This window comes from Intestinimonas sp. MSJ-38 (assembly GCF_018917925.1).
Lineage (GTDB): Bacteria > Bacillota > Clostridia > Oscillospirales > Butyricicoccaceae > Pseudobutyricicoccus.
Window position 1 is genome coordinate 220,428 of the sequence record NZ_JAHLPO010000001.1, and the last position, 22,548, is coordinate 242,975.

General features: G+C 47.5%; 20 protein-coding genes. 13 read left to right on the forward strand and 7 right to left on the reverse strand.

Going from position 1 to position 22,548, the window contains the following annotated elements:
* Nucleotides 1-73 precede the first annotated feature (73 nt).
* From KQI26_RS01080 to KQI26_RS01140, 13 genes are all read left to right on the forward strand, one after another.
* Complete coding sequence (locus KQI26_RS01080) at nt 74-1,264, forward strand: glycoside hydrolase family 3 N-terminal domain-containing protein (RefSeq protein WP_216502792.1); 1,191 nt, start codon at nt 74-76, stop codon at nt 1,262-1,264.
* 163 nt (nt 1,265-1,427) lie between these two features.
* Complete coding sequence (locus tag KQI26_RS01085) at nt 1,428-2,234, forward strand: DUF3298 and DUF4163 domain-containing protein (protein WP_216502793.1); 807 nt, start codon at nt 1,428-1,430, stop codon at nt 2,232-2,234.
* Nucleotides 2,231-3,853, forward strand: a complete 1,623-nt coding sequence (rlmD, locus tag KQI26_RS01090; protein ID WP_216502794.1) for a 23S rRNA (uracil(1939)-C(5))-methyltransferase RlmD — start codon at nt 2,231-2,233, stop codon at nt 3,851-3,853. Before KQI26_RS01085 ends, rlmD begins: the two co-directional genes overlap by 4 nt.
* A gap of 32 nt (nt 3,854-3,885) precedes the next feature.
* Complete coding sequence (locus KQI26_RS01095; RefSeq protein WP_216502795.1) at nt 3,886-4,248, forward strand: TnpV protein; 363 nt, start codon at nt 3,886-3,888, stop codon at nt 4,246-4,248.
* A gap of 331 nt (nt 4,249-4,579) precedes the next feature.
* The gene (locus tag KQI26_RS01100) at nt 4,580-5,578 is read left to right on the forward strand and encodes a YafY family protein (RefSeq protein WP_253292602.1); all 999 of its coding nucleotides are present in this window, start codon (nt 4,580-4,582) and stop codon (nt 5,576-5,578) included.
* Nucleotides 5,579-5,663: 85 nt separating this feature from the next.
* Nucleotides 5,664-8,210: a dynamin family protein gene (locus tag KQI26_RS01105; protein WP_216502797.1), complete on the forward strand. Its 2,547-nt coding sequence runs from the start codon at nt 5,664-5,666 to the stop codon at nt 8,208-8,210.
* Nucleotides 8,211-8,246: 36 nt separating this feature from the next.
* Nucleotides 8,247-11,906, forward strand: a complete 3,660-nt coding sequence (locus KQI26_RS01110; RefSeq protein WP_216502798.1) for a helicase HerA domain-containing protein — start codon at nt 8,247-8,249, stop codon at nt 11,904-11,906.
* Nucleotides 11,906-12,595, forward strand: coding sequence for an HNH endonuclease (locus KQI26_RS01115; RefSeq protein ID WP_216502799.1), 690 nt, complete (start codon nt 11,906-11,908; stop codon nt 12,593-12,595). The genes KQI26_RS01110 and KQI26_RS01115 overlap by 1 nt, the downstream gene beginning before the upstream one ends.
* Nucleotides 12,588-12,965: a hypothetical protein gene (locus KQI26_RS01120; protein WP_216502800.1), complete on the forward strand. Its 378-nt coding sequence runs from the start codon at nt 12,588-12,590 to the stop codon at nt 12,963-12,965. The genes KQI26_RS01115 and KQI26_RS01120 overlap by 8 nt, the downstream gene beginning before the upstream one ends.
* Before the next feature lie 30 nt (nt 12,966-12,995).
* Nucleotides 12,996-13,697: a DUF6782 family putative metallopeptidase gene (locus KQI26_RS01125; RefSeq protein WP_216502801.1), complete on the forward strand. Its 702-nt coding sequence runs from the start codon at nt 12,996-12,998 to the stop codon at nt 13,695-13,697.
* Nucleotides 13,697-13,990, forward strand: a complete 294-nt coding sequence (locus tag KQI26_RS01130; RefSeq protein ID WP_216502802.1) for a hypothetical protein — start codon at nt 13,697-13,699, stop codon at nt 13,988-13,990. The genes KQI26_RS01125 and KQI26_RS01130 overlap by 1 nt, the downstream gene beginning before the upstream one ends.
* A 14-nt stretch (nt 13,991-14,004) precedes the next feature.
* Nucleotides 14,005-15,054, forward strand: coding sequence for a hypothetical protein (locus tag KQI26_RS01135; RefSeq protein ID WP_216502803.1), 1,050 nt, complete (start codon nt 14,005-14,007; stop codon nt 15,052-15,054).
* Nucleotides 15,047-15,262 carry a hypothetical protein gene (locus tag KQI26_RS01140; RefSeq protein WP_216502804.1) on the forward strand — a complete coding sequence of 72 codons (216 nt, stop codon included), beginning with the start codon at nt 15,047-15,049 and terminating at the stop codon, nt 15,260-15,262. The genes KQI26_RS01135 and KQI26_RS01140 overlap by 8 nt, the downstream gene beginning before the upstream one ends.
* A 67-nt stretch (nt 15,263-15,329) precedes the next feature.
* Here the strand turns inward: KQI26_RS01140 and mobQ are convergent, their stop codons facing one another.
* From mobQ to KQI26_RS01175, 7 genes are all read right to left on the reverse strand, one after another.
* The gene (gene mobQ / locus KQI26_RS01145) at nt 15,330-17,030 is read right to left on the reverse strand and encodes a MobQ family relaxase (RefSeq protein ID WP_216502805.1); all 1,701 of its coding nucleotides are present in this window, start codon (nt 17,028-17,030) and stop codon (nt 15,330-15,332) included.
* 350 nt (nt 17,031-17,380) lie between these two features.
* Complete coding sequence (locus KQI26_RS01150; protein ID WP_216502806.1) at nt 17,381-17,617, reverse strand: DUF3847 domain-containing protein; 237 nt, start codon at nt 17,615-17,617, stop codon at nt 17,381-17,383.
* A gap of 128 nt (nt 17,618-17,745) precedes the next feature.
* Nucleotides 17,746-18,588 carry an ATP-binding protein gene (locus KQI26_RS01155; protein WP_216502807.1) on the reverse strand — a complete coding sequence of 281 codons (843 nt, stop codon included), beginning with the start codon at nt 18,586-18,588 and terminating at the stop codon, nt 17,746-17,748.
* Nucleotides 18,585-19,307: a replication initiator protein A gene (locus KQI26_RS01160; RefSeq protein WP_216502808.1), complete on the reverse strand. Its 723-nt coding sequence runs from the start codon at nt 19,305-19,307 to the stop codon at nt 18,585-18,587. The genes KQI26_RS01155 and KQI26_RS01160 overlap by 4 nt, the downstream gene beginning before the upstream one ends.
* A gap of 40 nt (nt 19,308-19,347) precedes the next feature.
* Nucleotides 19,348-19,719: an adenylate cyclase gene (locus KQI26_RS01165; RefSeq protein WP_216502809.1), complete on the reverse strand. Its 372-nt coding sequence runs from the start codon at nt 19,717-19,719 to the stop codon at nt 19,348-19,350.
* Between the two features lie 3 nt (nt 19,720-19,722).
* Complete coding sequence (locus KQI26_RS01170; RefSeq protein WP_216502810.1) at nt 19,723-20,640, reverse strand: ParM/StbA family protein; 918 nt, start codon at nt 20,638-20,640, stop codon at nt 19,723-19,725.
* Between the two features lie 354 nt (nt 20,641-20,994).
* The gene (locus KQI26_RS01175; RefSeq protein WP_216502811.1) at nt 20,995-22,548 is read right to left on the reverse strand and encodes an AAA family ATPase; all 1,554 of its coding nucleotides are present in this window, start codon (nt 22,546-22,548) and stop codon (nt 20,995-20,997) included.

The following is a 22,548-nucleotide window of genomic DNA, read 5'->3' on the forward strand; positions in this document are numbered from 1 at the left end:
AAAATGAAAGTAAAATGGTCTCTTGCACTGTAAAATCTCCTATGATAAGATTCTCAAAAAGGAGGAACATCTGATGAAAGCCATGAAATGGATCATTCCCGGCCTTTTTCTGGTGCTGGGAATATTGGGTCTTTGCTTTTTCCTGGACGCCCAGCGTGTCCCGCCCCCAGCTCCCCCTGCAATCGAGAAAGAGGAACAGAACGAAGAGGCCCAGAAGGATGAAAGCGAAAGGCAGGACACATCCTCACCAGAGCCTCCTTTGTCCCTGGCCCGGCAGCGGCTTTCGAAAATGACCCTGGAAGAAAAGCTGGGGCAGGTCTTTTTGGTCCGATGCCCTTTGGCCGAAGAGCGGCCGGAAATAGAAGCCCTGGCCCCCGGCGGCGTGCTGCTCTTTGGCCGGGACTTTGAAGGGAAGGACGCCGCTCAGGTCAAGGCAGACACCGAAAGCTGGCAACAAAATGCCAAAATACCCATCCTTTTCGCCGTGGATGAAGAGGGGGGCACCGTGTGCCGCGTCAGTGGAAACCCAAGGCTTCGGGCGGAGAAATTTCTCTCTCCCCGGCAGGCCTATAACCAAGGCGGCTGGGAAACAGTAGAGCAGGACACCCGGGAGAAAAGCGCCCTTCTCAACGCTTTGGGCATCCGGCTCAACCTGGCTCCGGTGGCTGACCTCTCCGACGATCCCCAGGACTTCATCTATTCCCGCAGCTTCGGAGGGGATGCAGGGCAGGTCGCTCAGTTTGTCCGGCAGGTGGTGGGCTGGGCCAGGCAGGAAGGGGTGGCCTCGGCTCTGAAGCATTTTCCCGGCTACGGCAGCAATATGGACACCCACACCGGCCTCAGCTGGGACAGCCGCACCCTGGAAGAGCTGGAAAGTCGGGACTTGATCCCCTTCCAGGCCGGCATCCAGATGGGGGCCGCCTGCGTGCTGGTCAGTCACAATGTGGTGAATGGGCTGGAAAGCGGTGTCCCAGCCTCCCTTTCTCCCCAGGCCTACCGGTATCTCCGGGAGGAAATGGGTTTTTCCGGCGTGGCCATCACCGACGATCTGGTGATGGGAGCCATCCGGGACTACTGCGGCGGGGAAAGCGCCGCCCCTCAGGCCCTGATGGCCGGAGCCGACCTGCTCATCGTCTCCGACCTGCCCACGGACTATGCCGCCCTGCGTCAGGCGGTGGAAGAAGGTCGGGTCTCCATGGCACGGCTGGACGAGGCAGTTTTGCGGGTGCTGGAACTGAAAGAGAAGCTGGGGCTTTTGTCATAACCATTGTTCCCTTTTCTGTGGTTTTCTATGCCTCCCTGAAAAAGAGATGGGCCGGACTGCTCTTTTATGGTATACTATTTTATATTTTACAGCCATTTTCCCCTCCCCCTGTGGAGAGGAGGAAAATACGGCCCATATCCCCACCCCGGAAAGGCGGAACAAAATGAAAAAACAAATCCTGGCGGCCCTGACTCTGCTTCTTCTTTTGCTCAGCGCCTGCCATCGGGAGGACCTGCAAAAGCAGACCGAGCCCTCTCCCAAAGAAACCCAGCAGTCGGAAGATATTCCCCAGCCGGAAGACAACGGCATCACCGTCACAGAGGATGTGTCCTCCGGGGAAGAAAAGGCCCAGGACGGCACTTTGCTCTTGCGCTATTCTCTTTCCTCTCCCCAGGTTCTCTATCAGGGGGAGCCCATGATGAACATTGGCAGTTACTACGATAATAATAAGGAAAAATCCCTGCTCTCCATCACAGAGGAGCTTTTGCCCATGGCCCGCCAGCGGCAGCAGGACGGGGATTTCCTGGGGAACTTCCAGTGGGATGAAGAATTTGCCATTATGCGCAGCAAAGGCAATTATCTCTCCATCCGCCGGGACCGGAGCCAATACACCGGCGGCGTCCATGGCTCCCTTCAGATCATGGGGGACAACTGGCTTTTCCGAGCGGGGGACTATTACCTGCTCTCTCTGACGGACATTCTCCCCGGTGCGGAGGATCCCCGGGCTTTGGTGATGGAACAGGCTTTGGAGCAGGCCAAGCAGCAGGAAGAAGCCCAGCCGGGCCTGTTTTACGAAAACTACCAGGAAACCATGGGGGATGTGTGGCAGGAGGACTGGTACCTGACCGAAGAAAGCCTGGTGGTGGTCTTTCAGGAATACGCCCTGGGGCCCTATACCTCAGGCCCCATGCTTTTTGAGATCCCCTTCACAGAGCTGGGGGACAATCTGACGGAGGAACTGCGGCCATGAGTTTGGAAAAAAACAGCATACACGAAGGAATCATCACCGGCTATGAAAGTGGCGGTATGGGAGTATGCCGCCTAGACGGCCAGGTGGTGTTTGTGGAGCGAGGCGTGCGGGGAGACCGGTGCCGTCTGCGCATCGTCAAGGCCCTGAAAAACAAAGCCTATGCCCGCATCGAAGAATTGCTGGAACCTTCTCCCCACCGGCAGGAGCCATGCTGTCCCGCCTTTCCCAAATGCGGCGGCTGCGACTTCTGGCACATGCAATACGAAGAAGAACTGTTCGCCAAGCGCCAGCGGGTGCAGGATGCCCTGGAGCGGCTGGGCGGCCAGAGTGTCCCGGAGCTGGAGATCGTGGGAGGAGAAAACTTCCACTACCGAAACAAGGCCATGTACCCCTGCGCCACAGAAGAGGGGAGACCGGTGGCCGGCTTTTACCGGCGGCGCAGCCATCAGGTGATCCCCCAGGAAAACTGCGCCATCCAGTCCCCTCTGGCCGATCAGCTGAAAGAAGGGGTTCTCCGGTGGGCGGAAACCTGCGGCGTTTCCATCTATGAGGAAGAAACCGGCCGGGGCCTTCTGCGCCATATCTATGTGCGCACCGGAAAACAGGGCGCTTTGCTCACTCTGGTGGTCACCTCCTGGAAGGTGCCCCAGCCGGAAAAGCTCATCGCCCTTTGCCGGGAAAGCTGCCCCTCTCTGGTGGGCATCGTGCTGAACAAAAACACCCGGCAGACCAACCGGGTGCTGGGGGAGGAGTGCCGCACTCTTTGGGGCGAAGGACGGCTGCAAGACAGCCTGTGCGGCGTGGAATTTTCCCTGTCCCCTCTGTCTTTTTACCAGGTCAACCAGCCCCAGGCCCAGCGGCTTTATGAGCAGGCGGTGGAATATGCCGCCTTTTCCCCCGAGGACACGCTGCTGGACCTATATTGCGGCACGGGCACCATCACCCTGGTGATGGCCCGGCACTGCCGGGAGGCGGTGGGGGTGGAGATCGTGCCCCAGGCCGTGGAAGACGCCCGGGAAAATGCCAGGCAAAACGGCATTACCAACACCCGCTTCCTGTGCGCCGATGCAGGACAAGCCGCCCAGCAGCTTCTGGAAGAGGGGTTCCGCCCCACGGTGATGGTGGTAGACCCGCCCCGGAAGGGCCTGGACGAAAAGGCTCGGGAGATTTTGCTGCGCATGAATCCCCGCCGGGTGGTCTATGTCTCCTGCGATCCGGCCACCATGGCCCGGGATATCCGCCAGCTGACAGAGGGAGGCTACCGCCTGGAAAAGGTCCGGGCCTTTGATCTGTTCCCCCGCACCGCCAATGTGGAGACGGTGGTTCTTTTGTCCAGAAAAGCTCCGGATGATACGATAGAGGTCGACCTGGACTTGGATGAACTGGATATTACCTCTGCCGAGTCGAAGGCGACCTATCAGGAAATCAAGGATTATGTGCTGAAAGAATTTGGCTTAAAGGTTTCAACTTTATATATTTCTCAGGTCAAACGGAAGTACGGCATCGAAGTCGGGGAGCATTACAATATCTCTCAAAAAGAAAACCAGAAAGTACCGCAATGTCCGAAAGAAAAGGAAGATGCTATCCGGGCTGCTCTTGAACATTTTGCAATGATCTAAAAGTCATTGTTGATTTCAAGGAGGAATAGCATATGAAGTCACTATTCGAGGAACTGGGCGGAACCTACACATTGGGTGCAGACGGAATGTATTATCCCAATCTTTCTCTGCCCGAAGAAGAACCGCACTACGGCAAATACGGCAGAATGTGTCTGCATTATCCGAAGGAGAATCGCAAGGTGCTGTATAACACTCTTGTGCTGGAGGGAAAGCTGGTAGCGCATCTGAACGAGATTGATGATACCGCACACCGGAGAATGGAGCGGCAAATGCAAGAGCGTCAGGGCATAAATGAAGAATTGAAGGCTCGTGACCAGATGGCATGGGTCGGCGCTATGAATAACATCCGTAATGCTGCGGAAGAAATTGCGTTGAGTGAATTGATTTACTGCTGATAAAAACTCCCCGGCTGTTGCACTGTTTTATGGATCAACAGCCGGGGATTCATCATTTCTGTTCTTTCTAATCCATACTACTTATTGCTTCGAGGATATCGCTTAACATTGCAATTGTAAGACGAAATTTGTCAAGGAGGTCTCTGCAAAAAATCACTATTTCTATAAATTCATACGATAAAAGTTAAGGTGGCGCTTGCTCTAGGCATAGATTTTGAGCAAAAAGTGCCACCTTTAACTTTTGTGTCACTAAAAAGTGACAGTAACCCATTGGAAAAAGTCGAAAATTGTACTATAATAGTTACATATAATTATGTGGAGGGGTGCCGTGATGAAAGAAAATTGCCAAAAAATCAAGCTGTTAAAGCTGATGGAACTATTACAGCAAGAAACAGATGAACTTCACCCTCTCTCTACCAACGAAATATGCAGTCGTCTGATCGCTATGGGAATTTCCTGTGAAAGACGAACATTAGCAAAAGATATTTCGCTTCTGAATGAGCAGGGCTTTGAAGTTATGTGTTGCAGGGTTGGCAAAGAAAAAGGATACTATATTGAAGATCGCAGCTTTTCCGTGCCAGAAATAAAAATTCTGATTGATGCTGTTCAAGCAGCCAATTTCATTACTGAAAAAAAGAGTTCAGAATTGATTGATAAAATATCTGCGTTAGGTGGAAGTCACCAAGCAGATATTCTCAAAAGCAACCTTGTTCACTTCAATACACGCAAACATAGCAACGAAACCATTTATTACAGTGTTGGCTATTTAGAGAATGCGATCCGGCAAAAAAATAAAGTGCTGTTCCGTTATTTTGATTTGGATGAGCATGGGAAAAAAGCCTATCGTCGAGATGGACATCGATATGTTGTAGAGCCAGTAGCCCTGGTTTTCCATGAGGATAACTATTATGTCGTGGTTTATAGTGCAAAGCACGACAATACAGCAAATTACAGAATTGACCGTATGGATAGCGTCGAAATCATAGATGAACCGGTGTCTCAGAAAGCATTAGCATTGAGAGATGAAGTTGCTGGGTATACAGAACGAGTTTTCAAAATGTATGGTGGACAGCCTGTCGATCTTGTTGTTGAATTTGATGATAATCTAATAGGTGCTGTATATGACAAATTTGGTGAAGGAACTAAAATGATCCGTACCAACGAGCATAAATGCGTTGCAACCGTAAAAGTTCAAATTAGCCCAACATTTTGGGGCTGGTTGTTCCAATTTGGAAAACAAATGAGGATATTGTCCCCAATAAATTTGATTGATGAATACACAACACTGGTAAGTGAACTAATGGAAAACAGAGTAAATAGTATAAAATAATATCCTCGTGTTATAGCAGTTCATCGTAAAACAATACAACAACGGAAGTTCCGTTCAGAACATTACGGAGGAGAAAACAAATCACATGGCAAAGATAAAGATAATTAGCAATCCGTACCAAAAGGTAACGGTATTTCAAAGTTTTGACGAAGCAACGGCACAATGGGTTGATATTAACCGGGAGCAAAACGCAGACAGCCAGCTTCTGCGTGAGGAATTGTGCGTTGGTTTCTTCCCGTTTAAGGCAAAGCAAATTGTGGATGTAATCGTCCATGAGTACAGCGCTGGCTCTGAGAAAATTGAGATTGTTTTTGAGGGAACCGATGACGAATATTTGGAGCTGGATTCCATTTGCAGTCAAGATGACTACCCAGACAGAATTAACTTATATAAGTCCGGACGGTATCTGGAGAACGCAAGAGATATTCTGCCGGATGTAATCGATGTGTTCAAAGAATTAAGTCCTCTGGTTGCTGAGAGCGTATCGGACAAGGCAAAGATCAAGCGTGAGTTGGAGAAGTTCTCTGACGCATCGAACGATGTTATCCCGATCTGCGTTATCGGTAATTATAGCTCCGGCAAGTCCACATTTATCAATGCTCTTATCGGATACGAATTGCTGCCGAGCAGTGACGAACCTACAACTGCCAAAATCTACAAGGTTTCACAGTCAAAGCATCCGGACAGAGCAACGATTAAGTTTGAGTATGGATACAAGAGCGTCCGCATCCGCTTCAGCGCCGATTCCTATAAGTTTCTAACTGATCCGGAGGATAACCCTCTGGTTGTGAAGTTGAAGAAATTGCTGGATGAGATTGCCGGTGAATCCATTCCCTCCAAGCTGAATAAGGTATTGGATGTAATCAATGGTTTTGCCAATCGAGAGAAGAACGAATCTATTTCTGATCTGATCGAGATTGAAGCTCCGTTTGATGACGATGGGCTTTGGGGAAAGATGTGGAATAACTTCGTGATCTTTGATACGCCCGGTTCCAACTCTGCTTCCAATGTGAAGCACTACGAAGTCTTGAAAAAGGCAATGGAGGATTTGTCAAACGGCCTGCCAATCTTTGTGTCTGAGTATGATTCATTGGATAGTACCGACAACGATAAGCTCTATCAGGACATTAACAATATGGCAGAGCTGGACAACAGATTCACCATGATAATCGTGAACAAGGCAGATGCTGCATCGCTCAAAAAGACCGGCCTGACAGAAGATGATCGTGATCGTATTCTGAGCTTGGCTATTCCTCGAAAGCTCTACTCCGGTGGTATCTATTTCGTTTCTTCCATTATGGGACTTGGCTCCAAAAATGATGAGGACTTCATCGGAGATCACAATGCGGAGATTTTCGAGGATCAGAGAAACAAGTACATTGATCCTAAGTCCAGATTCTATAAGCAGCTGTATCGCTACAATATTTTGCCCGAACAGATCAAGCGGAAATACGACGCCCTTTCGGAGCGACACAAAAATTTGCTGTATGCAAACAGCGGTTTGTATAGTGTCGAGCAGGCAATCGAAACTTTTGCGAGTGTCTATTCCCACTACAATAAGTGCCAGCAGTCCAGACTGTTCCTGAGCAAAGTGATCCAGATTACTTCTGATGAAATCACGGAAGCCAAGCGCAAAAAGGAAGCCTACAAGGATCGTATCCACACTAATCTGGAAAAGGAAAAGAAAGCACTTATTGAACGCTTGGAAGCTCAGAGTGAGGAATCCGAAGCTGAGTATCAGCAGGATTATGCCGCAGCTATGCGTGAGTATGTCACGCAGGCGACTACAACATATACCTCCGCAGAACTGACAGAGATGGAATCAGCTTACCGTCAGGCAAAGGCCGAGGAAAAGGATGTCGAGGGACGGCGTGAGGATGTGCGTGAATCTGCGAAGTCCTTTATGGATAATCTCGGAAAGAATTTCGGCGCAGCTTTCAGAGAACACAACCTCTCTGCCCTTAGAAAGATCGGTGCGGACTTCTCCGATGGTGTGAAAGATATTGTTGACAATATCGGGGAGCTGAGCGAAACCAAGAAGGATGCAGAGCAGGCATCTTCCGATGCGCTTATCTCCACGGTTCGTGATATGTTCACAGCCAGAATTGGGGAAGCGCGGCAGCTCCTTGAAGTTCAGTCCAGAGCATATTGGGCGGCTAAGACTGAACAGCTCAAGCTGCTGCTATCTCAGATCGTGACTAACTCCAGCGCACTGACCGACAAGAAGCGTACTGAACTATCTGGCATCATTCTGGAATATCAGGAACTGGCTTTCGACACAAGGGCTGAAGCTATCTTTGATAAAACAGCGTTCCTGCACAGATTCTTTGGCGATGCTAACCGTCTGAATATCGACAAACTGACTCGCAAGTATAACAGCGAGATGGAGCAGCAGGTTCTTGAGATCTACGCATCTTTTGAAACCAGCCACGCTAACAGTTTCGATGCTTGGATGCGTAGTCTGATGGCAACGGTTATTGAAAACATTGTCGAATTTAGTCCCCAGCTCCATGAGCAGGCGGAGATTATTCGTGAAGAAACAGCACGAATCGCCGATCTTGAATCTCGCATGATTAAGCTCAACGATTACACCGAACAAATTAGAAGAATGATGGATTGGAAAGAAGCCTAAGTCCTTTCCAGAATACTTTTAGATTGGAGGTCAAACATGGGTATCAAAGGTTTAATTGCAAAAGCCGGAGGTAAAGCCACTGACGGGGTTTCAAAGCTATCTTCTCTTAGCCCCGAACAGCTTCAAAAAGTGCAAAGCCAGCGGGACGAGTATCTTTCTCAGATGCCTAATCCCAATGACAGCACAGCGGAAGAACTGACTAAGCGACTGCTTGCTGCCAGTAGTGTTGAGATCTACAAAGCATATCTCGCCCAGCTAAAGGAACTCTATGTTCCGATTGAAAGAAAAGGCCAATATGGCACGGATTTTGATACTGCCCATAATATCCGTTTCTTCAATATCACCAAATGGGTTGTAGATAAGAGCGAGAACAGCTTGGAAAAGCTCGTTAATGTGTATGAAGTGCTTTCCAATGAGGACTGTAATATCTCCTTGGTATTTCACAGAACCTGTGAAAAGACCAATGTTTATCTCGCTGTAACCAACACCAAAAATGCAAACAATAATGTTGCATCCGAGAATTTCAAAATCAGATTGGGCGATGCAATCAAAGGAAACTTCCCAGGCTCTGAATGGGCAAAAGGAACAGGCACTGGCGTACTGCCTTGTATGCAAAATGACATCCCGTATTCCGTTGCGATTGCTTCCAATATTCCTACGGAAAAGTCTGAGAAGTTCATCAGCCAGACAATCGAAAAACTGCTGGATGGCATTGTTCCGGATAAGCGTAGCAAGGAATATATCATTATCTTGCTGGCAACTCCGATCCGTGACATCGAATACAGAAAGCTCAGTCTGGCAGAAATGTATTCCGGACTTGCTCCCTATGCGTCTTGGACTACAACCTTTACCTATAATGAGCAGAACTCCACCGGTTCGTCTGCTACGGTAGGCGTGAATATTGGTGCAAGTGCGGGTATCCAGAACGGGCAAAATCAAGCGAATACTACGACAAGCGGGACAACCGATTCTAATAGTAATACCGTGACAGATTCGACCAGCGATGCTACAACTGAATCTACGGGAGAAACCATGACAGATTCCACCGGGCAGTCTGTAACAGATTCCACCGGAAGTTCTACCACAAGTACAACAGGAAGTTCTGAATCAACAAGTGCTACACATACCGAGGGGACAAGCACATCTAAGACTGATACAACAGGCAGTTCAGATTCAACTGGCGGAACAGCAGGTGCAAACTTCGGCGTTGAAGCAACAGCAAACTACGAACATTCCTGGAACAGAAGCACCGCATCTGGAACTGGCACCAATTTGTCCGATGCATCAACCACAGGAAAAACTGAAAGTATTTCTGAAAGTATAGCAACCTCAACAGGTAAAGCCATTGCAACCTCTACCGGACAGGCTATAGCCAAAGCTACCGGTACAGCGGTGACTTCTACTGTGGGCAAAGCAGTGGCAAACACGCTGGGGCGAGCTGTGACCAATTCCGTTTCGAGAACTGCAGGCGCATTTAAGAGCGTGAACTTTGGAGCAAACTTCGGAGCAAGTTTTGCCAGGGCATCCAATGTAACTGCGACCATTGGAAAGAGCGAGGGCATCAATCAGACCTTCACTAACTATAACATCAAGCACGCATTGGAAATCCTTGAAGCTCAAATGAAGCGTCTGGAACTGAGTACTGCTCTTGGTATGTGGGACTTTGCTGCTTACGTGATGAGCGAAGATCAGAATGTGGCAAATAATGTTGCTCATTCCTATTTGGCGCTGACACAGGGCGAAGAATCCTATATGTCCCAGGCTGCTATCAACCTCTGGCGTGGTGATATGGGCGAATCCAGCGGTGATGCAAAGGAAATCTGTAATTACCTACGGGAGCTGCGGCATCCGATCTTTGGCCTGAATCCTGCAATTACAAGCGAGAACCCGGCTTACAATGTATATCCGTCTGTTGTGACTGCCACAACGAACCTTTCAGGAAAGGAATTGGCATACTCCCTGAACTTCCCGAAAAAGTCCATTTCCGGCCTGCCGGTTATTGAGTGTGCTGAGTTTGGACGCAATGTTGTTTCCTATGATTTAGCACCTGAACAGCAGGCCCAGATTGAACTCGGATGCGTATTCCACATGAACCATGAGGAAAATGCGAAGGTTCACCTTTCCAAAGAATCCCTGGCATCTCACGCCTTCATTACTGGTAGCACTGGCTCCGGTAAGAGTAACACGGTGTACCAGTTACTTAATGAAGCTAAGGAGCAGGACGTTCGGTTTATGGTAGTTGAACCTGCAAAGGGAGAGTACAAGCATATATTTGGTTCTGATCCGGACGTTGCTGTGTTCGGAACCAATCCGGCGATTGTTCCTATGCTGCGAATTAACCCATTCAGCTTCCCAAAGGATATTCATGTTCTGGAACATCTGGATCGGTTAATTGAGATTTTCAATGTGTGCTGGCCTATGTATGCTGCTATGCCTGCGGTATTGAAAAATGCCGTAGAGAAATCTTATGCAGACTGTGGCTGGAACCTTGTTAGATCCACAAACAGATATGGAGAGGATATATACCCATCCTTTGCGGATGTGGCATGTAATATCAAAGAGATCATCGATACAAGCGAATATGACAGCGACAATAAGGGTGCTTATAAGGGTTCCTTGCTGACCCGCCTTCAGTCTTTGACAAATGGTATCAATGGAATGATCTTCACTTGTGATGAGATCGCAGCTGCTGACTTGTTCGATAAGAATGTAATTGTCGATCTCAGTCGTGTGGGATCTTCGGAAACCAAGTCCTTGATTATGGGTATGCTTGTCCTGAAGCTCCAGGAACACCGCATGGCTACGGCCACCGGTATGAACGAAAAGCTGAAGCATATTACAGTTTTGGAAGAAGCACATAATTTGCTGAAGCGTACACCTACTGAGCAGGCTTCCGAGAGTGCAAATCTCCTTGGCAAGAGCGTTGAGATGTTGGCAAACGCTATCGCTGAAATGAGAACATACGGTGAAGGCTTTGTTATTGCAGACCAAGCGCCCGGCCTACTTGATATGTCGGTGATCCGAAACACTAACACTAAAATCATTATGCGCTTGCCTGATCGTACTGACCGTGAATTGGTTGGACGAGCTGCGAATCTGAATGACGATCAGATCACCGAACTGGCAAAGCTGCCTTGCGGTGTGGCTGCAATATATCAAAATGAATGGGTACAGCCTGTGCTCTGCAAGGTTAAGAAATATGAAGGCCAGCAAGTCAGATATACCTACACTCCAAGGGAAAATGATGAACATTTGGATGTAGATGCCAGCATTGTTTCAGAATCCCTGCTGGACTGCATAATGAACAAGGAACTGCTTCGCAAGGGAAATCGAAGCGGTATGCTCAGACTGAAACGAATGGTCTTTCGTTCCAAGCTGGACACATCCATCAAAAAGGACTTCATGGAATATCTGTCCTCGGATGATGATAATGCTATCGAAGCCCTGCGGCAACTGGTATATAATTTCCTGTCTGCTGAAGAAGCAATCCGGGAAGCTGCGAACTGTAATGAAATTACGGATTGGGTACATTCTGTGGTCGATGGTTTGAATCCTTCCATTAAGGATTTCTCCAAGAAGCAGATTGATCTTGCTCTTGCACTCATCCTGCATGAACAGGTGATCCGTGATGTGGCATATAATGATATTCTGATTCGTTTTGCTGAAGTCTACAAAGCAGAAGGAGGTGTTTTCTGATGTCAGAGTTTCATAGAAAACCTGAAGTAACTGATATTCCCAAATCGGAAGTGTCTGCTTTCAAGGAAATCAAGCCTGAAACAGATACGACGGTTTCAGAAGCAAAATCCTTCGTGGACAGCCTTTTCAAAGAAAAGTCAGAGGTTTCGGACGGCTACTACAATTCCTTTAAAACCAGAAGCCGTATTATCCCTGTTGATGGTGTTCGTGGTCGTTGGGAAGGTGAGCGTGGCAAATCCAAATACATTCCGTCAGATGAAACGGAAGAAGGAAAGGCTGCACAAGATAAGCTGTCTGAAAAGGGCATGGACGGTGTTGAGTTCAGATACGCCGAACCTGACTTCTCTGAGTGTGCTGAAGCTACCGTTGAAATTGATGATATGACCGAAAATCGTGGGGATTACTATGACGAGGACGGTAATCTGAAGCAAGGTAATTTCTCACAAGCAGATGAGAAGTGTGCTGAACAATGGAACTCCGTTGAGAAAGATGGTAAGTCAGATTGGACAGCAGCAGATGTTCGTGATTGGCGGCGAGATAATGAATGTTCCTGGCATGAACGCTGTGATACCCGCACAATGGATTTGGTATCAAGAGATATTCATGGATATTTCGGACATTATGGCGGATGTGCAGAGTGTAAGGTACATGATGCATCCAATGTAGACGGAGGTGGATTTGATGAGTAAGTGTAAAATCACAATTTGGGACAGAGCGTTTGATCTCTCTGTGGTATATGAGTGCTACGCTGGCGAGGAAGTTCTGGAAAGCCAGAGAGAAGCGTTCGCTATGCTGGAAGATAATGAAAAAGAAGTTTCGGATTCTTTGGCTGCTGTCAAGAAGTATGTGCAAAAGACCGGAGCCGATCAGCTTAAAGATGACGGCATCGAGAATATTTTCAAGTATGTCATGCCAAAAAGTATTTTTGTGCCGCACACCAAGAAACACCGCGTCGCAGCAATTATGTGTAATTATAAGTTCGATATGGAGCATGGCATTGCGGTTGTATTTGAGAGCGGCAAATTGAAAAAGGTAGGCACACAGGATATTGTCCTGTAATTGGGAACTGAGCAGGAAAGGAGTTATTGCATGATTCGGTTTCACGATACAGCGGAGAAAAAGGATGATTCGGAACTCCTTTCCCCCTCTGCTTTTCAAGATATTAAACCATCTGGAACAATGTCCAGCGAGGAAGCAATATCATTTCTGGACGGTTTGTTCTCGGTCGAGCTGGAGAGCCAGGACACATACTCCATAGATGAGGAAAGTCTGCTGGCAGAAATATTCGGACGATTTGAGGACGAATTTGACTTTGATTTTGAACTGGATGATGAAATTCAGATAATCTTGGATCGCTTTGGCACAGCACAATGGGAGCGATTGACTGATAGCGAAAAAATCAAGGCTATAAAGGAACTGTCGGCTGTTATAGGCAGGAAGCTGGGAATCGAAGAGAATCCAGAAATACAGTTTTATAACGGTCGGGATGGTTCGTGCGGTGCATATATCCCCGGCGAGAATAAGGTTGAAATCAACCGTAACATTATGAATGATCCCCGAGAAATTGTTGATACAGTGGCACACGAAATGCGTCATGCTTATCAGCATCAGAGAGCCGGCCTGCAAGAAACATGGCAGGATATGCTCTACAAGATCAATTTTGAAAACTACATTTCTCCCATTCCGCTGGCTGACGGGAAGTATCTGTTTTTCACCGATTATCAGGATCAGCTTGTGGAAGCGGAAGCCAGAGCCTTTGCCAATATTTTTACCGATAAGGAGGTCGCATGATGAGCAAGGTTATTGAAAACTATTATAAGCAGGCTAATGTAATGCCCCTCCTGCTGAAACAGAAAATGAACAAACTCCAGCGTAATGCAGATATTATGAGCGAGTTTGAGTATTGGATAGAGCATAAGCAGTATATGCGTAATGGAGTTTCTGTTGAAGGATATACTGCACAATCCCTTGCGAAACTGTCGGCTTACACAGACGGAGAAATGGCATTTATGCTTCTAATTGAGCTTAGAGAAACACCGGATAGAGCGTTGCACCGAATCAAAAACGGATTTAAGATCAAATAAACAAGGAGCGTACTATGTCGGAAGAGAGGAAAGATAAAGGCTGGGAATACCTTCAGAATGATGGTGAGGAAGGCTCGTTTTATGAAGATGACGGAAGTTGGGGTTCTCAGAACGCTGATGGAAGCGGTTCGTATTATGGAGCTGATGGAAGTTGGGGAACTAAAAACGCTGACGGAAGCATTTCATATTACGGCAAAGATGGCACATGGGGTTACAAAAATGCCGATGGCAGTGGCGCATATTATAGCGGTTCTGGATCTGATAACAGCTATTATGACGCTGATGAATCCGAAGATGACGAATCAAGTGATTCTGATGAATCCAGTTCCGGAGAGCTGTCGGATGCTTTAGCTGGACTTCTTACTGTGGCTCTTGGAGCTGGCATTGCGGCTCATTCCAGAAAGAGGCAACAGGAAAGAGAAGAAGAAACCCGGCGGCAGGCAGAAGCAGAGAGATTACATCTTGAAAAAGAGAGAGAACGTAAGGCAAGGAATGAATTGCGAAAGAAAAGAGCGAAGGCATTTTTCTTTAAGGGTAAAAAGATAACTGTACCATGCGATTATGAAGATCTGATTGGCAGAAATGCGTCTTATGTTGCTAACATTTTTTCTGAGAGCGCTTTCACTGACATTAAAACAATCCTCGTTAAAGACATATACAAGGGATCAACTTATAAGGTCGGACAAGTGGAACAGGTTGTAATTGGTGGTTCTTCTTATTTCAGAAAAGGAGATCTGCTTCCTTATGATGCTGAGATCGTCATTACTTACCATGAGAAAAAAGTGATTACGATTCCCTTTTCAGAGCGCAGCCTACATAAAATGAACTACATTGAAGCAGAAGATCGCTTACAGGAGTTAGGATTTACTGAAATCTATGAGAAGCCCATCCGTGATCTTGTAACTGGTTGGGTTAAGAAAGATAGTGCCGTCGAAAAGATAACGATTGGTGAGGATTATCCCTTCAAGAAGAATAGTGTATTTCCCTATGATGTAGAAATTACAATCGAATACCATACTTTTAAGAAGAAGAAAACATTCCTTACAGGAGAAGAAGATGATTGAATTATTGATTGCTTTGGCGATACTAACCGGCTTATTCTGGATTGGATATCATGTAACCGGAGCTTTATTATCGGCAGCAATATGGCTGTTTATCAAATTGCCATTCGCAATCATTCTTGGCGGTTTAGGCTTGGTATGCTGTATTACCATTCTCTTAATCCCGTTGGGTGGAAAATGCTTTATGTTTGCATTTGAAGTTCTTACATAAAGGCGGATTTGCCGTATAAACGAAAAAAGCGGGAGTGCATCGTTCAAAATGCACTCCCGCTGAAACTTTATCGTTCCCACCTGTCTCTGCTTTTCTTCCTGTTCTGTTGTGTCTGCGATTGCTGTTTCTGCCGCAGACATTCACGGATGGAGCGTGCTTCCGCTTCCTCATGGAGCAGATTTGCCACATCCCGTTTGCTGTCGTGCATCATCATCGGATCATATTTCTCGCCGTAGGCAGCTTTCACACGGCTGGCGGCAGAGCGTTCCTTTTCTTCACGAACGGCAAGCCGTGCGTCCATCAGCTCGACGACATCCATACCGGCGGCTTGCCCTTTCAGCTCGGCGTACTGCTTCAAGGCTTCAGCAAGCTCGGCAGAGTATTTTTCTTCCTGCTCGGACAGCTTCTGCAGCGCACCCTCCAAGGTGGCAATTTCTTTCTTTACATCAGAAATGCCAGCATCGTCGGTGCAGTCCAAAGATCGAAGCACCATTTCCTTTTCGGTTTTCAGTTCCTCCAATTCCTCGGTCAGTTCGGTGATGCGGCGGGTAAGGTCATGCAGCTTGGGTATCTGATAAAACGGCGTTTCCTTTTTCTCCGCAAGCAGAGCTTTCCGTTCTTTGGATTTGTCCTTGATCTGCTGCACCAATCCCGCATAGCGTTCAATCTCCGGCTTGACTGCCTTGACACACTCGCCCATATTGTGCTTGCCAACACCGATATGACGGAGCTGATAACTGAAAATCAGCATACTGCTGCGTATCTTTTCCATTGCGTCCGCTATGGCGGGAACGGTATTCTTTACCGCCTGCATCAGCTTCTTGACTGTTGCTTTCAGCTTACGGAGCAAAGCGTTGTCTGCCTTGATCTGACGATTGATCTCACAGCGATCAGAGATAATACCCTTTTTCTCCAACGCACGGGCAACCACGCCCTCGTGAATGGTGGGCTGTTCGGTCAAGCCCCGATCTGCATGGCTGCGGTGGTCGATGCGCTCATCGTGTCCGTATCGCTCCAAATAGCGGTTGGTCACATCTGCCCACGCCTTGCGCCACTCCACAAGCTGTTCTTCGCTGTTCCAACGCTCGGCTATAGGATTCTGTCTGCCGAACTTGGTGCTTTTCGGGTGCTTATTGGCTCGTTCATATCCGTGCTTCTCGGCTTCGGATGGCGGCATATACACTTTCTTTCGACCAACCTTGTAAGGGTACTGCTTCTCCCATCCGTCAGCCTGTGCCGCCTTGAACTCAGCGGCGGTAAATCCTCGTTCCTCGCCGTTTCTGATACAGAGATATTCTTTCTCGGTCTTATATTGCCAGTTGCCCTGTTCATCCAACGGGCGTACCGTCAGCATAATGTGGGCGTGAGGATTATGACCGGGCGGGTGCGGATCGTGGATGGCAACGTCAGCGCACATCCCTTCGGCAACAAAGCTGTTCTGAATGAAATCGGTTAAAAGCTCCTGCCATTGATCCGGTGTCAGCTCAATGGGCAGAGCAGGAACGAACTCACGGGCAAGGCGACTGTCCTTGGTCTTTTCGTTTTCCTCCACGGCGTTCCAAAGTACACCTCTGTCCTTCCATTCGGGTGGCGCAAACGCCGGCAGAAACACGTCCTGCCACACAAGTCCTTTCTTTCGTGTAAAATCGTGCCGTACTCCGTCATAGTCATTAAGAATGTTGGTACAGCTCAGATATGCGGAAGCGGCAACCGCAGATCGTCCCGTACCTCTGCTGACCACCTTTGCTTCCAAATGGTAGATCGCCATTCGTTCTCACCGTCCTTTCGTCCTTGTTTTTGTTTCTTTTTCGCAAAAAGAAAATGGGTGTCGCAGAATAAGCGATACCCATAACTGCGACAAAACTGCCAGTGGCAGATTTTCGCAGGCAGACGGCGAGTTGTTTCCAAAACGGAAATAACTGTTTTGATGATGAAGCAAAACATATAGCCGTCTGCGTGGACAATAACAGCAGCGCTCCAGAGCTGTGGCATTGTCCATAAGGCTTCCGCAGAAGCCGCATCCGCCTCGCAGAGCGCACGGCCCCGAAGGGGATACCACCGCCCATTTATGGGTGGTGAATAAGTGCGCCCTTCGGGAGACAGCGCAGCTATCAGCGTTTATGCGTTCTTTCGTTCCTCCGCCTGAAATCGCTTCTTCAACTCCAGATTTACGTCCTCCGGATCCATGGTCTGGACTTCCGGGAATACGCTCTCCAGAATTGCTCCCATTTGGATTAGGCGTCTGGTTCTTGCTTTTCGCTCTTTCTGACGGTTACGGGCTTCGGCGGCTTCCAGCCGGTGCTGTGCCTGCCACAGCTTCTTTTCCTCTTCGGTCATGGGCTTGTTATTTGCCATAAAATCTCCTTTCTGGTGTTGGGGTGGTACTGTAATCCGTTGCAGATGGTGCAGATACAATTCGCATTGTAATCCCCAAGTTATCTGTGTACTGATAGGCGAATTGTTCAGCACCATCGGATGTGAATTTAAGTACCGGAATCAAATAATTTTCGTGCTTCCTGCATATTGGCGGCAGCGTTCAGCTCCCGGATATTCTGATTGTTGATTTTCAGGGGAACACAGCACTCTAGGATACGGTCATAAATTCTGGAGTGGGCCAGATCTCCGGGATGTTTCAGCTTGTCCAGCGTCAGATTGGTGGTCACGATCATCGGCTTTTGGCTCCGGTATCGGCTGTCGATGACATTGAAAACCTGTTCCAGCGAGAACTCTGTCCCTCGTTCAATCCCCAGATCATCAATAATCAGCAGGCTGTATTTGTTGAGGCTGTCGATAAACTGGTTTCGGTCATCGAAGTACATTCCGGTCAGTGTGTTCAGGATTCTGGAAAAATTGGTCATCAGCACCGGGATGCCTTTCTCTAGCAGAGCGTTAGCGATGCACCCGGCGAAAAAAGATTTTCCCGTTCCTACATCGCCCCAAAGGAGCAGGCCCAGCGATTTTGCCTTCATTTCCTCCCAATGCGCCACATAATCGTGTGCTTTCTGAATTTCCGGGTTATACCCCTTGTCATTGGCGAATGTGTAGTCACGCAGAGACTTGTCCTGTAATCCATTGGCTTTCAGGCGGGACACCTGCATCAGAAACTCATGATGTCTGCGCTCCGCTTCTTCTTTTTCATACGCCTCCTGCTGACAGCGGCATCTTACCGTCGACAGCAGAATCCGGTCGTTCAGCTGGATACGGTGCTGTCTGGGGGTGTGACACTTTGCACAGTAGATCAGATCGTCCGCTTCATTCCTGTATTCATCCTCCAGAAGCGGTTTCGGTGTCAAAATTCCGTCCACGGCGGTGGAAATTGGTTTCATAGGCTTTCACCTTCCTTACATTCATAACTTCGTTTGGCGGGTGCCGGATGGTCACGCATGATCCAGCTTCGTATCGTGGCCTCATGGCTTGCATATTGCCTGCCGCTGGATGCCATATAGCCGGACAGCTTCTCCATGTATTCCTGATAATACTGGGGGAACTCGCTTTGCAGGGCGGTCAGTTCACTGGTACGCAGAAAGACATTCTGATAAGTGCCAAAAGCGCTGCGCTCCTCCTTACTCCCTGAATTCGCTTTTTTAATATTACTTTTCTCTTTATTACTACCGGACAGTTTTCTGTCTGTCACAGGGACAGGTTTCTTTCCATCAGCAGGACAGAATTCTGTCTGTCCGGGAGAAAGATTTCTGTCCGTCTGAGCAAGAAATTCCAGAGGAACTTTGACATAGATTCGGTTCGGGCAACCGGCACCCTGCCGTTTCCGGACGATCAGTTCTTCCTTTTCCAGAGCAGTCAATGCGGTTTTGATGGACATTTCGCTTTTGTGCATGGTCTCCGCCAGATTTTTGATGGGATAGAAAATGAACACATGCCCCTGTTCATCTGTCCAGCCATCGTTTTTCTGTGACAGCCTTGCTCGATCCAGCAAAATGACATACAGAATTTTCACTGTTTCACTCAGGCTCACCTTGTTCAATAAAAATCTCGGAAATGCCAAATACGGCGGGAGTGGGCAGTCCGGCGTGAGAAATTGCGTCATGCGTTCACCCCCTTCCTGCGGCAGTCATTCTGTCAGGCGGTCATTCTCCAAGGAAATCCCAGTCCAGATCTTCCTCCAACCCCTGCTGGGCTGCCAGTGGCTGGACAACCGGTGCCTGGGACAGTCCGACCATGCACCCAGCCAGAAAAACCGGAAGGGTTTTCTCCATGGCGCTTTCCACGGAAGCCACAATCTGATCTACAAATCGTTCCTCACATTCTCTGGTTTCCAGATAGGGATCAGCCTGGCTGTGGTAATAACGGTCAAAATAATCTACCAGAGCTACCGCAATCACATTGCTGTAGGATTTGAAGCGGTGCTTGTCCATGGCCTGGAGATACTGCCATGCCCGGTTCTGTGTTTCTTTGTCCAGATTGAAGCGCAGGTTGGTGCTGCGGATATTTTCACCCATGGCTTACTCCTTCCTGCGAATCCGGGCATAGGCCAGATATTCATAGCCCTTGGCGGTCGCACAAATATCTTCCAGAATGGTCACCCGGCTTTCATCATACTGTCCGAAGTTCCTGACCAGGCATCCGCCGCCACCTACGATATACAGGCGCATGAGGTCAGGATTGTACTCATAACGGCGGAGGGTGGAAAAAATATCCGCTACATACCGTCTGGCCACGGAAGTGATGCAATCCAGATAGGGCTTGCCAATATCCGCCGTACCGTATCGGAGCACCTGCTCGATGGCTGCGTCGTCCATCTTGACGCCAAAGCTGTCCAGTACAGCATTTCTGGCGGCGATCATGCACTGGTTGACACCGAACTTTTCTGTCCAACTGCGGCTTTCCACGGCCTTTTTGTTGTTGATATACAGAATGTTCATGGTGCCGTTTCCAATGTCCGCCAACAGGTTCGTGCCCCTGAAGTCTCCCAGGCGGATGGCAATGGCGGGATACCCCTGCGGGAACAGGCTGCATCCCACAAAACGGATATGGTAGTCCTTGCCATTGAACCGGAATCTCACCTCCTGATTCTGGAGAAGATAGCTGCGGAATTCTTCACGCTGCCTGCGAACCCAGGTCAGCGGCAGTCCGGCGGCAAGGTGAACCTCCGCTTCCCGGATACCGGCCAAATTCAGTTCTCTGGCAACGGCCATCAAAGTCAAGATATAGTAGTCCTCGTCCATGGCTTTGTCGGCAATGAATTCCTTGTGTCCCTCTCCGATGCGATAGTACATCCCGCCGTACTCCAGAATATTGCCGGAGAAAATCGGCTCGGTTTCATAGGCGGTCACGCCGGTGGGCGTGACAGTATTGGCGGTTTTGATGTTACCGTACCCGTGGTCAACTCCGATGATTTTAATGTTGTTCCATTCTCTCATCTGCTCTGTGCCTCCTTGTGCTTGTTTTTAGTCATAAAAAATGTCCCCTTTCCGTAGATTTACTTGGAATCGGCACCGGATTTTAAGATTTGGTGCTGTTTTCCTTGCAAGTTCATTCTACTGAAAGAGGGCAGAAAACACATTGAGTGTGGATTGAGCGAGAATTGAGCAAAAAAAGAAGCAATCACACACCGAAGTACATGATTGCTGCGCAGCTATATTCTAACAGCAATTTAGTTTTCAATAGTGACAAACCGGAAATTACCGAATTTTCCATAGAAAATGTATCAAAGTATTAGTAGTATTTTAATGGTAAAATACATTCAAACGCACGAGGGCTATTGATGCTTATTATCATATAACACCCTTTTTTGTAAAATAATCCATCAGGCGGTTGTTAAACACTCGCTTGATATCCCTCAATGCTGAAAGAGATGAATAATTAAAGGCATATAGTTGATTTTTCTCATCTTCAGTCATTTCAATCTCTGCAAATTGCTCAGAATATTTGGTTTTTGCCATTTCCAACAGCAAATCTAAAAATGCTGTCTTTTCTTCCGTTGTAGGCTCCTCAAATTCACACACTAAATCAAAGCGTGTCTGAAGTTCAGGAGGAATAGCCTTTTTATATTCTGCTTCGCTAAGAAGGTTCGAAGTGAAAAGAATAATGTATCCATCCATGTCATACTCTCTGGCCATGGAATCTGTAAAGCAGCCTTCTTCCAGCAACTCCAAAAAGAATGAGAAAACTGGACGAGTAGTCTTTTCAAACTCATCGCAGAGTAGTACGCCTACTTTGCTCTTTTGGATTTTCTCGCTTAGCTCTCCGTGATTACAGCCAACATAACCTGCTGGACTACCAATTAAGCTATTTAACGCATCTTGACTACTGTAATTCTGAAAATTGATTTTGGCCAAATAACAATCATTTTGCAGTCCATTTGCAATTAATCTTGCTACCTCAGTTTTCCCAATACCTGATGCACCGAACAAAAATATCGAAAGAGCTTTCTGCTCTTTTGCCTTGTTTAGAGAAATAAAATTCTTAAGAGTATACCGAAATCTATCTTTGAAATAATTATGGCCAATCAAATTATGATTAAATGTATCAATAAAGGTATCAAAATCCCCTCCACTCAAGTTTGTAACTTTTGTAATTTTATTTCCCTCAGGTTCTTCCTCTCCCAAATCGGTTAAATCAGGAAGCAACTTGCAGACAGGTTCTTGTCCATCCAAAAACAGCGGAAAATATTTTAATAGTGCATCGATCTGAGCGGTTTGTGCAATAACCCTGATATTTGGCATAATGCTAAGGAATTGCTCAAGTGCATAAATCAGGGCTTTGTTGTCTTCAATTGCATACGAGACGGAAGTCAAATCTAATATAGCCAATTCAGAAGATTTATTGAATTGTTCAAATTCTTTTCGCAATTCGCCGCTTGCCATAGAAAAAGTTGCAATTGGAATATCATTTGCTTCTGCATATCGAATGATCGAATCCAATTCCTGTGAATTATTGTATTTATATACTTTTTGCCTGAGATACGGTTTGAATTCATGTGCTTCCTCGAAGCTGGAATCATCCTCATCATCCTCATCATCTTCATCAAAATAACATTCATAATCAGAAAACAAAAGAGGCAACAATTCCATGGCGCTTTCAGCAATAGCCGCTTCTGCGATTACAACTGTATCCTCCGTAATGCTTGTGAAATTAATATATGTCGGTTCTATATTGTTCTTGTTGGTCAACAAAAAATAAACCAAGGCAGATATATCAATACAAACTTCAGAACAAGAATCGAGCATCTCTTTTGTCTCTCCAAATATGAAGACAAATACTTCTCGTTCTTCTTGAATTTTCCTTAGTTCCTCAAGATTGCGATAAGTAAATAAAGTGTGACCCAT

Excerpts from the sequence above, each read along its gene's own strand:
- KQI26_RS01150 (WP_216502806.1), bottom strand. The coding sequence starts at position 17,617 with ATGGCAAATAACAAGCCCATGACCGAAGAGGAAAAGAAGCTGTGGCAG.
- KQI26_RS01170 (WP_216502810.1), bottom strand. The coding sequence starts at position 20,640 with ATGAGAGAATGGAACAACATTAAAATCATCGGAGTTGACCACGGGTAC.
- KQI26_RS01095 (WP_216502795.1), top strand. The coding sequence starts at position 3,886 with ATGAAGTCACTATTCGAGGAACTGGGCGGAACCTACACATTGGGTGCA.
- KQI26_RS01115 (WP_216502799.1), top strand. The coding sequence starts at position 11,906 with ATGTCAGAGTTTCATAGAAAACCTGAAGTAACTGATATTCCCAAATCG.
- KQI26_RS01175 (WP_216502811.1), bottom strand. The coding sequence starts at position 22,548 with ATGGGTCACACTTTATTTACTTATCGCAATCTTGAGGAACTAAGGAAA.
- KQI26_RS01160 (WP_216502808.1), bottom strand. The coding sequence starts at position 19,307 with ATGACGCAATTTCTCACGCCGGACTGCCCACTCCCGCCGTATTTGGCA.
- mobQ (WP_216502805.1), bottom strand. The coding sequence starts at position 17,030 with ATGGCGATCTACCATTTGGAAGCAAAGGTGGTCAGCAGAGGTACGGGA.
- KQI26_RS01165 (WP_216502809.1), bottom strand. The coding sequence starts at position 19,719 with ATGGGTGAAAATATCCGCAGCACCAACCTGCGCTTCAATCTGGACAAA.
- KQI26_RS01130 (WP_216502802.1), top strand. The coding sequence starts at position 13,697 with ATGAGCAAGGTTATTGAAAACTATTATAAGCAGGCTAATGTAATGCCC.
- KQI26_RS01110 (WP_216502798.1), top strand. The coding sequence starts at position 8,247 with ATGGGTATCAAAGGTTTAATTGCAAAAGCCGGAGGTAAAGCCACTGAC.
- KQI26_RS01120 (WP_216502800.1), top strand. The coding sequence starts at position 12,588 with ATGAGTAAGTGTAAAATCACAATTTGGGACAGAGCGTTTGATCTCTCT.
- KQI26_RS01100 (WP_253292602.1), top strand. The coding sequence starts at position 4,580 with ATGAAAGAAAATTGCCAAAAAATCAAGCTGTTAAAGCTGATGGAACTA.
- KQI26_RS01125 (WP_216502801.1), top strand. The coding sequence starts at position 12,996 with ATGATTCGGTTTCACGATACAGCGGAGAAAAAGGATGATTCGGAACTC.
- KQI26_RS01080 (WP_216502792.1), top strand. The coding sequence starts at position 74 with ATGAAAGCCATGAAATGGATCATTCCCGGCCTTTTTCTGGTGCTGGGA.
- rlmD (WP_216502794.1), top strand. The coding sequence starts at position 2,231 with ATGAGTTTGGAAAAAAACAGCATACACGAAGGAATCATCACCGGCTAT.
- KQI26_RS01105 (WP_216502797.1), top strand. The coding sequence starts at position 5,664 with ATGGCAAAGATAAAGATAATTAGCAATCCGTACCAAAAGGTAACGGTA.
- KQI26_RS01140 (WP_216502804.1), top strand. The coding sequence starts at position 15,047 with ATGATTGAATTATTGATTGCTTTGGCGATACTAACCGGCTTATTCTGG.
- KQI26_RS01085 (WP_216502793.1), top strand. The coding sequence starts at position 1,428 with ATGAAAAAACAAATCCTGGCGGCCCTGACTCTGCTTCTTCTTTTGCTC.
- KQI26_RS01135 (WP_216502803.1), top strand. The coding sequence starts at position 14,005 with ATGTCGGAAGAGAGGAAAGATAAAGGCTGGGAATACCTTCAGAATGAT.
- KQI26_RS01155 (WP_216502807.1), bottom strand. The coding sequence starts at position 18,588 with ATGAAACCAATTTCCACCGCCGTGGACGGAATTTTGACACCGAAACCG.